At 59.0% G+C, this 10,722-nt stretch carries 10 protein-coding genes; 4 read left to right on the top strand and 6 right to left on the bottom strand.

All coding sequences use genetic code 11. The features are described 5' to 3' along the window. From BRA42_RS08545 to BRA42_RS08530, 4 genes are all read right to left on the bottom strand, one after another. Positions 1–530: IS630 family transposase (locus BRA42_RS08545; protein WP_342686038.1), on the bottom strand; the 530-nt coding region annotated here is incomplete at its 3' end. Positions 531–537: 7 nt separating this feature from the next. Continuing rightward, positions 538–993, bottom strand: a complete 456-nt coding sequence (locus tag BRA42_RS08540; protein WP_342686037.1) for a helix-turn-helix domain-containing protein — start codon at positions 991–993, stop codon at positions 538–540. Positions 994–1,146: 153 nt separating this feature from the next. After that, the gene (locus tag BRA42_RS08535) at positions 1,147–2,427 is read right to left on the bottom strand and encodes a hypothetical protein (RefSeq protein ID WP_342686036.1); all 1,281 of its coding nucleotides are present in this window, start codon (positions 2,425–2,427) and stop codon (positions 1,147–1,149) included. A 4-nt stretch (positions 2,428–2,431) separates the two neighbouring features. Next, positions 2,432–3,169, bottom strand: a complete 738-nt coding sequence (locus tag BRA42_RS08530; protein ID WP_342772125.1) for a class I SAM-dependent methyltransferase — start codon at positions 3,167–3,169, stop codon at positions 2,432–2,434. A gap of 435 nt (positions 3,170–3,604) precedes the next feature. On the opposite strand from BRA42_RS08530, the gene BRA42_RS08525 reads away from it, so the two are divergent. From BRA42_RS08525 to BRA42_RS08515, 3 genes are all read left to right on the top strand, one after another. Next, positions 3,605–4,747: a glycosyltransferase gene (locus BRA42_RS08525; protein ID WP_342771021.1), complete on the top strand. Its 1,143-nt coding sequence runs from the start codon at positions 3,605–3,607 to the stop codon at positions 4,745–4,747. Between the two features lie 85 nt (positions 4,748–4,832). Beyond that, on the top strand, positions 4,833–7,478 hold the full coding sequence (locus BRA42_RS08520) for an oligosaccharyl transferase, archaeosortase A system-associated (protein ID WP_292405830.1): 2,646 nt from the start codon (positions 4,833–4,835) through the stop codon (positions 7,476–7,478). A gap of 8 nt (positions 7,479–7,486) precedes the next feature. Continuing rightward, entirely contained in the window at positions 7,487–8,455 is a 969-nt protein-coding gene (locus BRA42_RS08515; protein WP_342771022.1) for a histone deacetylase, read from the top strand. Positions 8,456–8,590: 135 nt separating this feature from the next. On the opposite strand, the gene BRA42_RS08510 is transcribed toward BRA42_RS08515, so the two are convergent. Next, positions 8,591–9,721 carry a YcaO-related McrA-glycine thioamidation protein gene (locus BRA42_RS08510; RefSeq protein WP_342772128.1) on the bottom strand — a complete coding sequence of 377 codons (1,131 nt, stop codon included), beginning with the start codon at positions 9,719–9,721 and terminating at the stop codon, positions 8,591–8,593. Between the two features lie 100 nt (positions 9,722–9,821). Here BRA42_RS08510 and BRA42_RS08505 point away from each other — a divergent pair, with 100 nt between their 5' ends. Beyond that, complete coding sequence (locus tag BRA42_RS08505) at positions 9,822–10,112, top strand: DUF2098 domain-containing protein (RefSeq protein WP_292405825.1); 291 nt, start codon at positions 9,822–9,824, stop codon at positions 10,110–10,112. On the opposite strand, the gene nikR is transcribed toward BRA42_RS08505, so the two are convergent. After that, complete coding sequence (nikR, locus tag BRA42_RS08500) at positions 10,109–10,531, bottom strand: nickel-responsive transcriptional regulator NikR (RefSeq protein WP_292405822.1); 423 nt, start codon at positions 10,529–10,531, stop codon at positions 10,109–10,111. The genes BRA42_RS08505 and nikR overlap by 4 nt on opposite strands. Positions 10,532–10,722: the final 191 nt, after the last annotated feature.

Genomic DNA, 10,722 nt, shown 5'->3' with positions numbered 1-10,722 from the left:
TTCAGGCATTGTCGCGTGAGTGCACTGAGTTCGATCTCAGCGATGTTGAGCCAGCTTCCGTGTTTTGGCGTAGGATGGATCTCTAGGCGCTTCCGGAGTGCTGCTGCCTCCTCCGGTGGGAAGGCTTCATAGAGCGCCCCGTGGATATGGGTGTTGAGGTTGTCACAGACCAGAATCACGCGTTCTGCCTCGGGATAGTCCTCGGCGAGGAGGGTTCGGATCTCGGTCGCCCAATCGCGTCTGGTCTTCCTTTCCCGGATACTCACCCGCCGCCAGCCCTTGAGAGGTTCTGTGAACAGGAAGATGTTGGCGGTTCCATTCCGCTGATACTCGTAATCGGAGCGTACCGGGTGGTTCGGCGCCATCGACAGCGGTGTCCGAACTTCCTTGATGAGTTGGAGCGGTTGTTCATCCATACAGATCACGGGCACCTGCGGGTCGTAGGGGCGCTGATAGAGGTCGATGAGATCCTCCATTCGGGCGACAAACTCTCCGTTCTCTTCGGGTGGGATGACCCACGATTGACACAAATGAGGTTTAAGTTCGTTTTTTTAAGACCCGGCAAACGGTACTGTCTGAGATACTCTCAACAATCTTGAGTTCAACGAGGGCATCGGCAAGTAACTGTAAGGTCCAGCGTGCTCGCCCCTCCGGTGGGGTGCTACAGGCAAGCGCGATGAGCCGGGCCTCCTTCTCACCGTCGAGGATCGGCGGGGTTGGCGGAGTGTCGCGCGGTTTGCGCCCCAGAGCACTTTCCAATCCCTGCTCGACAAACCGTTTTCGGACGTTTGAGACGGTCTTAGAGTGACAATGAAGATACGACGCGATCGCCGCATCGGTTTTTGGAGGATCGCCATCTTCAGCATTGATGTCAGCGTTCAGGAGGATCTGGGCATTGCGGATACGATAAGCTGGAGTTGCCCCTCGCTTAACGAGAGCGATGAGGTGAGAGCGCTCAGATTCGGTCAGATCAACAAGGTAAATTTTATCCATGCTATTTTATAGAGCACCACTCGATAATACTGTTGGGATGCATGGGAAGGATTAGGTGAAACGGTGCACTAGATTCTATCTCACTGAATAAGTGACTCTCCTCCAAGTTCCACTAGAGGATGGACCCCAATCAAAGAGAACATGGGTGGCTCCCTAAGGGGAAAGGGACCCTGCATTTAATCTGGATACCTTTCTGCAAAGTTCAACAAATTGATTGGTAGCCTGAGCGATGTCTATGTTTACGGGTTGTTTTATGCTCTCACTATGATGATCGGAGACTACCTGCCGAAGGCACGCGGACACCTCTGATAGATCCCTCTGATCGCAGTAATAGAAATTGTAAGCCGAACTGTTTTTTCGCACTTCATTGTTGTCGTAACCGAGGAACAGGACGGGCGACGACAGCGATATGTACTCATAAAATTTCGATGGAATCGTGTAACGAGAGATGGAGCTCCGGTTTTGCACTACAAGGCAGACGTTGCTGTTAGTGATCTGACACAGGGCTTCATCCCGGCTCACGATACCCAGATAGTAGACAAATGGGAGAGAAGATATCTGCTCCCTGACCTTCTCGTCGATATATCCTGCAAGAGTAAGGGAGATCTTTTCGCTAAGGTCCTCGTCGCGAATCGCTTCGAGCAGTACATGCAGGTTGCGGTCCCCCGCAAGAGTGCCGCCATGAAATATATTGACCTTTCCAGAGGTTTGCCTAGTCTGTTTCGGCTCTCTGGCAGGGACGCGACCGATGTTCGCGCCCGGATAAATCGAGTGGACCGACGTTTTCCCCAACCGATCCTTGTAATATTCCGCACAGGCCTCCGTAAGGCAGACCACAGCGTCTGCTTTCTTCAAGCACTCCTCAGCGAGGCGGAGATGATCAACATCCCGCTTACTGGCCATGTACGGTCCTTCGATGTCCTCAAAGAGCAAGGGGTCTTGGATTTCAGCAATCCAGGGGAGATCTGTTCCCTCAAGAGCGCGCGCAACGGCGATATGAACTGTCGCAGGACCTCCTGTAGAATAAATGAGATCGAAGCCGTCATCGCGTATTGTTTCGGCTATGGCCTTTTCATACGTGGGTATGAGGCTCCAATTTCCAAATTTATCTATTCTATCGCTCTTTACCTTCTGAAAGAGGCGGCTTCTATACTCTCGCAGGAACTCTCGCAGCGCAAGAACATCGTTATTTCCGAGAATATGATATTTTTGGAATTGATTGAACGTCTTTAAAACCAGCGCCTCACACCTCCCGGAGACCCCGCTCTCAATTACCCGGATTGGAATGCCACAGGGCATTTGAGGGTGCGATTCAGTGATACCGTACACGTTGATATCCCGATATCTGCGCAGGCATTCGATCCGGTCACAGATATGGTTGGAGGACGGAGACTCTGGCAGCCCAAGGTTACTCGTGACCAGGAGAATGTCCATGCGATCATCCCTTTCTCTGAAAGAGGAAGACTCTCAAATACCCTTCCGAATTGCAGAGCCTGCCAATACACTTCGCTGCATAGGCAAGAGGCCCGGGATAGAGAGAATATACCCCATTACGGTCGAGAAGTGTCTCATTTATGGGAACTACACCGTCCATGCCTTCGATCTCGGCGTCAAAGTTGCGTATCTTCTGCTCTTGCGGGTACTCCCACCTCTTCAGAAGAAGGAGGCCCAGATATGCAAGACGGTAGGGGAGCGAGTAGTGGTTGGGGATTCCAATGACGATATACCCACCTATCTTCGTGTAACGGACCATGTTTTCGATGATCGTTCGCCTCTCGGTCTCGTTAAAGTGTTCCAGCAGGCCGGCGCTGAAGACCAGGTCATAACGGCCGTCCAAGGGACCTGCATCCGTCTGGAGGATATCATGGTTGGTGGTCTCAACGGACTGTCCGATCCTCTCAAAAAATTCGACCCCTTTCTCCAACGCAACCGGGTCATAATCCAGAAGACTCTTATGGAAATTCCGGGGGAGCAGCGCACTCGTCACCCCAAACGATGATCCAACCTCCAGTGAAGAGACATACTCCATGGCACGGGCCAGGCCGGCGATGTAGTCCGCCAGTTCGATCTGGAACGGACAGGGGTGTTCGTAAGCATACAGTCGATCCTCAATCCGGATTACATTCGACATATTCTGCCATACGCGGAGATCGTCCCGAACATCCGCTATTTCCATCCTGGTGCTCGTACTCATGTACTTAGCAGATGGGTACAACCCGGCCGTATAAAAATAGTTGTGAGACGTCACATACGAAGAGACCCAAAAGAGGAATCGCCGCCAACGGCGCGAACAGATCCCATAGAGACAGCTCGGATCCTTTCCGCAGGGTCCGGGGAGGTGAGGGAACCGATACGGTCTGCAGGAGGGGCAGTGCCATGACAACGCAACCGGGGCCTGTCTTCAACCGATAGTCCGTCGCGGGACCCCCCGACCCGTACCATCAGGGTCTACACGAGCATGCTTCGTACGGATAAAGTTACCGGACCATCCTCCACGGGTCCGGGGTGACCTCGCGGATCCCGGATTGCCCCCAACCCGACAGCCTCCTGTGATCGGTGGAGTGGAGACAATCCTTAACTACTCCCAATCGATCCCAAGGGTGCAAGACCCATGAGAATCCTCCTCGTCTCCACCCAGGACTACATCCACCACCCGATCCCGTCCCGGCACCACAACATCTTCGAGGAGCTCGCGACGCGGCACGAGGTGCACGTACCCCACTTCCACGTCAGCAGGGGGGAGGAACGGGAGACCCGACTTCACGTTCACGAGGCGACACGCTTCGCGGTCCAGAGCCCGTTCCTTCACTACACCCTGAACTCACCCTGCCACTACCGGGTCATCCGCGATATCATCCGGGACTACGACATCGATGTCGTCGTCGGCGCTCACGTCCTCGCAGGAACGGCGATGGTCCGCGCGGCCAGAAAATACGGCGTGCCGGTTGTCTTCGACCTCAAAGACTGGTTTCCCGACTCCGCGGCCGCCTATTACCGGAACCCCGCTGCAAAATGGCTGATCCGGGAGGGGGTCCTCGCCATAACCCGCTACAACCTGGACCACAGCGACGTCATCACGACGGTCTCGCCCGGGCTCGTCGAGAAACTCCGGGGGTACGGCTATGAGGCGGAGTTGATCACAAACGGCGTCAACACCGACCTCTTCCGCCCGATGGATGGGAACGCGATGCGCTCCGCCCTCGGGATTGCCTCCGACGCCTTCGTGCTCGGGTTTGCGGGGGCGGTCGAACGGTGGTACGCCCTCGATGACGTGATCCGGGCGTTTCCGGAGATACTCAAAAGGCACGAGAACGCAGAACTCCTCATCGTCGGGGGCTCGCTTTTCACCGGCTACCTGGACGACCTGCGCGCCCTCGCAGACCGGCTCGGGGTCGCCGGACGGGTGCATTTCACCGGCACCGTCGACTACCGCGACCTCCCCGGCTATATCGCGCCGATGGACCTCTGCCTCATCCCGCTCTCCCCTCCGCAGTGGGTCGACATCGCCCTGCCGAACAAATACTTCGAGTACTCGGCCTGCGGGAAACCGATCCTCTCCACCCCCATCCCCGACATGCTCCGGATGGGCGGCGACCACATCTCCGTCTACCGGGACGGGGAAGAGTTCCTGGAGAGGGTCGACGATCTGGTTCTCGCTCCGGGGCGATGCCCGGCCGGGATCGAGGAGCACAGCTGGAAGAAGAAGGCGGAGGCGTTCGAGAAGATCTTTACACGATTAACGGGAAAATACTGATCCTTTTTTGTTTTTTCCGGTATCGCTGATACACCAAGGTTATTAAGGGTTCGAAGGGAAACAGATTCGTAACAAGGAGGGTCCGATGGCTCACATCGATCTCAATAAATACCGACCATATATCATCGTAGGTCTTATCATCCTGTTCGCCCTGCTCCCGCTCTGGACGCGGGGTTTTCTTCCGGCAGCGGATATGGTAACGCCCGAAGGTGTCAACCTCCTGGAAAACGATCCCTGGTACACCGTCCGCCAGGTCGAGCAGGCGGTCGCGAACTTCCCCGGCTACGCCTGGTTCGACGCCATGACGCTCTACCCGACCGGCGACGTCGTCTACTGGGGGCCGCTCTTCGTCCAGATCATATCGACGCTCTGCGTCCTCGTCGGTGCGACGACGCGGCCCGAGATCATGGTGGTGGCCTGCTGGGTCCCGCCGCTGATGGCCGCGGCGATGGTGCCGGTCACCTACCTGCTCGCGAAGAAGATCGCCGACTGGAAGACCGGGCTCATCGCGGCCGGGCTCATCGCCGTTATCAGCGGAAACTACGCTTACCGCTCTCTCTTCGGATTCGTCGACCACCATATCGCAGAGACACTTTTTTCGACGATCTTCATCCTCGCCTACGTTGCGGCGCTGCTTGCGGCGCGCGACTGCCGGTTCTCCCTGAGGAACCGGGAAACACTGAAGATCGAGACCCTGAAGATGCCGGTGATCATGGCGGCGCTTGCAGGCGTCGCCTACCTCCTTGGCTACTTCAACATGCCGACGATGATCCTCTTCGCGCTCATCGTGGTGGTCTTCACCCTGGTCCAGTTCCTCCTGGACTTCTTCCAGGGTCGGGAAAGCGACTATCTGGTCCTCGTCAATGCAGTCGTCTTCGGCGTCGCAATCATCGGGGTTGCGGCGTTCGGCTTCCCGCACCCCGGCCTCGACCTCTCCCGCTACACCGTCGGGCACGTCATCGCCTACGCCGTCCTCATCGCCGGAACGCTCGTGCTCTACGGACTCTCGGCCTATCTCCGGGAGCGCCCGAAGTACTACTTCCCGGCCGCGCTCGCTCTCGTCGCTGCCGCCGCCGTTGCGGCGCTCTATGTCGCTCTGCCGGACATCTATAACCTCCTGATATCGAGCCTCCTCTCCTTCTTCGGCGAGGCACCCGTCACCACGACGGTCGGGGAAGCCCGGGCCTGGTCGTACGATGATGCGTGGGAAACGTTCCACTGGGGCCTCGTCCTCGCGGCGGGAGGAGCCGTCACCCTGCTCTGGTGGATCTGGCAGAAGGTGAACCCGGCCCACGTCTTCGTCCTCGTCTGGACGGCAGTCATCTTCGCGTCGACGGCCGCGCACGTCCGCTACGAGTACTACTTCGCCGCAAACATCGCCCTCCTCTCCGCAGTCTTTGCAGGAGCGGTCCTGAATATGGGATGGAAGGACGTCAAGCGCTTTTTCCTGCCGAAACGCGGTGAAATCTCTTCAGAGCCCGGTGAGAATCAGGGGGAGCCGGCGCGAAAGGGAAAGAAGGGATCACGAGCTCCCGATACCCGAAAATCGAAGACTTCCTCAAGGAACCGGCCGGATTACCTCAAGGTCGGGGCTTTCATTGCAGTCGCCGTCGTCACGCTCCTCTTCGCGGGGACCTCCTTTCAGGCGAACATCTCCATGGGCAATACCGCGCAGTACGCCGGCATCGACTCACAGTGGATGGAAGCTCTCAAGTGGATGAACGCCAACACCCCCGACCCCGGCGTCGACTACTATGCAATCGACGACAAGGATACTTTCACCTACCCGGAGACCTCCTACGGCGTCATGTCCTGGTGGGACTACGGCCACTGGATCACCTTCCTCGCGAAGCGTATCCCGAACAACAACCCCTTCCAGCACGGGGTTACCGGGGCGAACGGGTCGGCAGCCTACCTCGTCTCGACCTCCGAGGAGGACGCCAACCGGATCCTCGACAACATCGGCACCCGCTACGTCGTCACCGATATCCTGGTCGATACCGCGAAGTTCTGGGCTCCGGCAACCTGGGCCGACCCCGATGTAGGGATAGAGCGGTTCCAGACTGAATTCTTCATCCCCGTGAGCGCGGGCAACTACCAGTCGATGCCGTTCCACAACCAGGAGTACTACCTGACGATGATCTCCCGTCTCCATAACTTCGACGGGTCCATGACCGATCCGTCGCAGGTCACCTACGTCGAGTATCGTGACGCGGACGCGGCGAACACTTCCCTCCCGGTCATCACGCGCCTTCAGCAGATGAACGCGACCGAAGGTGCGGCCGCGGTGGAGGCCTACAACAGAAACGCGTCGGTCGGGTCCCACGCCACGCTCCTGAATATACACTACCAGCTCCAGGGTGCCTCGCTCCTCCAGCCGGTCGAGCGGGTCCCGGCGCTCCAGCACTACCGGCTCGTTCACGAGACGCCCCAGAACATCTATAGTAACGCCGGTGCGAACGGGCCCGACCTCAAAGCCGTCAAGATATTCGAGTATGTTCCGGGCGCCCGGATCAAGGGCGAGGGTATCATCGAGGTTCCGGTCACGACAAACACCGGCAGGGAGTTCACCTACCGTCAGGAGAGCGTGAACGGCACGTTCATCGTCCCCTACGCGACGTCCGGATGGTCCGGCGAGGTGAAGACGACGGGACCCTACCGGATCGCGGGCACCGATCAGACGTTCGACGTCACCGAAGAGGATATCCAGCAGGGGCGCACCATCAACTAATATCGAAGATGCGGTCGTCAGTCATCTACGGCGATGTCTTTACCCGGCACGACATGGAGGCTCACCCTGAGTCGGGCGCCCGGTTGCGGGCGGCCCTCTCCGGGGTTCCCGGCAACGTGAGGTGGCGTCCCCCGGTCCAGGCCACGGAGGAGGACCTGGAGCGGGTCCACCGACCGCAGTATGTTCGGTGGGTGAGAGAGATCGCACATGGGACCTGTTTTTTAGACCCGAACACCTACGTCACCTGCGACTCCTTCGAAGCGGCGTCCTACGCCGCCGGATCGACCTTTGCTGCAGTGGAACGGGCGTTCGACGGCGAACACTCGTTCGCTCTGGTCCGCCCCCCGGGGCACCATGCCGAACCGGACCGGGCACTGGGGTTCTGCATCTTCAACAACGCCGCCGTCGCGGCGGCGAAAGCACTCCTGTCGGTCGACCGCGTGGCAATCCTCGACTGGGACCTGCACCACGGCAACGGGACCCAGACAGTCTTTTATGGAAGCAACAGGGTGCTCTACTGCTCGGTGCACGAGGAGAATGCCTTCCCGGGGACCGGGTGGGTGGACGAGATCGGTGTCGGCGGCGGCCGCGGTTACACCCTCAACGCCCCGCTTGCGGCGGGGTCTACAATCGCCGACTACCGTTACGTCTTCTCGGAGATCTTCATCCCGGCGATCGTCCGGTTCCGGCCGGACGTCCTGATCGTCTCCGCCGGACAGGATGCTCTCGCCGACGACGAACACGGCCGGATGAACCTTGAGCCCGCAGACTACGGCATGCTTACCGGGATGCTGATCGACGGTACGGAACTCCCGCTCGCGCTGACGCTCGAAGGAGGTTACGGGCCGTCTCTTGGAGCGGCTGTCGCCGCGATATTTCGCGCACTCTCGGGGGAGCGGCCGGTCCCCGCGGAGCGGCCCCTCAACCGGGGGACGGAGAAGGTCGTGGATATCTTGAAAAAGGTCCGGTTCTATTGAGAGAGGGGCCCTCCGGGCCGGACGAGCACGACTGCGGATGCCGGTGGGAAGTCAGGGATGACGCAGTCTCACGCGAAGTGCGATGGCCCGGGGGTGCGACGGTCCATCAGCGGCGGGGGCCGCGTCCGAAGCGCGTCAACCCTGGGCGGATCGCCGCCGGTCCGGGTCCATGTAGGATATCTCAAACCCGGGGACGACGACCCGCACCACCGGCACCGGGGTCCGCGAGAGGTCGCAGACACAGACCCGGTCCGTGTGAGGGCGGACCGCCTCAAGCACCTGTCGGATATCGAGATCGAACCGGTCGGTGCTCGCGTCGGGAACATCCGCAATATCGACGGCATCCGCACCGGCAAACCAGATCCTGTTGATCCGCTTCAGCCGCTCGTAGCCCGCCCTCCGGATGACCGTCTCCCGGCGGGGATCGCCTGCGCCACCCTGCAGGTAACTCACCCGATTCCGGGCGACCTCGGTCAGGGCGCGGAGCGCTGCGACCTCCGGGGAGAGGTGTGTTCCCGACCCGACGATGATCATCGCCGGGTCCCTGGTGACGGTGTCGTCTGCAGCGGCGGCGACCGTAGGGATGCCGGTCTTTCCGGAAAGCAGCCAGAGGTGGATCTCGATCCCGTTCTCCTCGAACCGGTCAAGGACTTCGCGGGCGGCGCAACCGCTCGCGATGGTGAGGCGACGGCCGAGGTCGCGCTTTTGGTCGGCAACGCTGAGTGCGTCCCGCTCGATCACTTCAAAGAGGGCGGTGAGGACCGCCTCCTCCGTAACGTTTCCCGCCGCAAGCCCGTTTGCGTCGCTCCGGAAGAGCGGTACGGCCATGCCGAGCGAGTCGTAGGGGTGGAAGACGGCGTTACCAGGGACGTAGACCTCCTCATCGTTCAGAATATCCCACGCGGGCATCCAGTGGATCATCTCCCCCTGCTCGTGCTCCCGCGAAAGGATCAGGTCTTCGGGGTGTACCGCCCGCCCCGGACCGATCTCCTCGTAGGTCGCATACTCCATCCGGTCTCCCCGGTACTCTGCGGAGTACCGCTCGATCGCCCCCATCATAGCCGAGACCCGGGCGTGGAGCGGGTCCTTCCCCGCCCCGGTGTGGGTACGCGCCCCGCCCCTGGCCGCTCCCGGACGAACCGCCGTAACAACGGGGATCTCAAGACGGTCGAGAGAGGTCGCATCGATGATCTCGGTAACGCCGATCTCCCTCATCATAGGCTCCACGGTGGCGCAGGTCTCTCCGGGAGGCCGGGAACGGTGCATTCCGTTAAAGTACAACTTCTCTACCGGGTGAATCGTGATTGGCATTTTAGATCCTTGGAGGTGATACCTTAATAGTCTGGCAGGTGTACCTACCCCGTGTATGAGCACGGATGACGTAGCAATGGGCGCAGTCGTCCGGTACCCCCGCACCGGCACGACCGGAAAGGTTGTCCGGATCGAGGAGATCGACGGCTCAAAGTACGCCGAGCTCGACAGCACCGGACTCTATTACCGGGTGGACGAACTCGTCGGCGCAGACCGCACGACCGGGCATGCGGAAATAAAAGAGCGTTCTCTGGATGATTACCTCAAAGAGCACAAGGAGTTCAAAGAGCAGCTGGAAGAGGTGTGGGAGAAGGGGACCGACCAGAGCTGCGAGGGCGGCGGTTAATCCTCGATCGGTATGGTGGTGAGTTTCACCGCCTCAACACCTTTTTGTGCCATCAACTGCTCGGTAACATCCTTCAGGACCGTTCCGTCTCCCCGGATCAGGATCACTTCGAGGCACTTGTTGTGGGTCACGTGCGAGTGAAGAGAGGCCTGGATGTTATGGGCGTGCTGATGCTGGATCTCGGTGAGCGTCTGGAGCAGTCCCCGCTGGTCGTGGTCGTAGACCATGGTGATGACGCCCTGACGCTCCCCTTTTACGTCGGAGATCCACTGATAATGCGTGATGTAATTCCGTATAGAATCCCGTATTCCTTCAGAACGGGAGGAATAACCCCGGAGGTCCAGGATCTCGTCGAATTTATCGAGAAGGTTCTTGGGTAGCGAGATCCCGATACGTGATAGTTCAGTATCGCCTGCCATACAACAATCATTTTTATATCGCTCTTCATTGGGTATAAATTTTCGCTAACATCCAGGGCTATTCTTCACACTTCGTATGTCGTCAAAAGACAGTACCCGGGGGTTCCCGGCCCGGGTCCGTTCCCTGTCCTCCAGAAACAATAGGAGAAAGAACTAATCTCTACCGATTATGTATAAGTAGTGTCACTATA

It is taken from the genome of Methanoculleus sp. UBA374, assembly GCA_002508705.1.
In the GTDB taxonomy this organism is placed as follows: domain Archaea; phylum Halobacteriota; class Methanomicrobia; order Methanomicrobiales; family Methanoculleaceae; genus Methanoculleus; species Methanoculleus palmolei.
The sequence above is the reverse complement of the archived record's forward strand: the minus strand, read 5'-3'. Positions and strand labels throughout refer to the sequence as shown.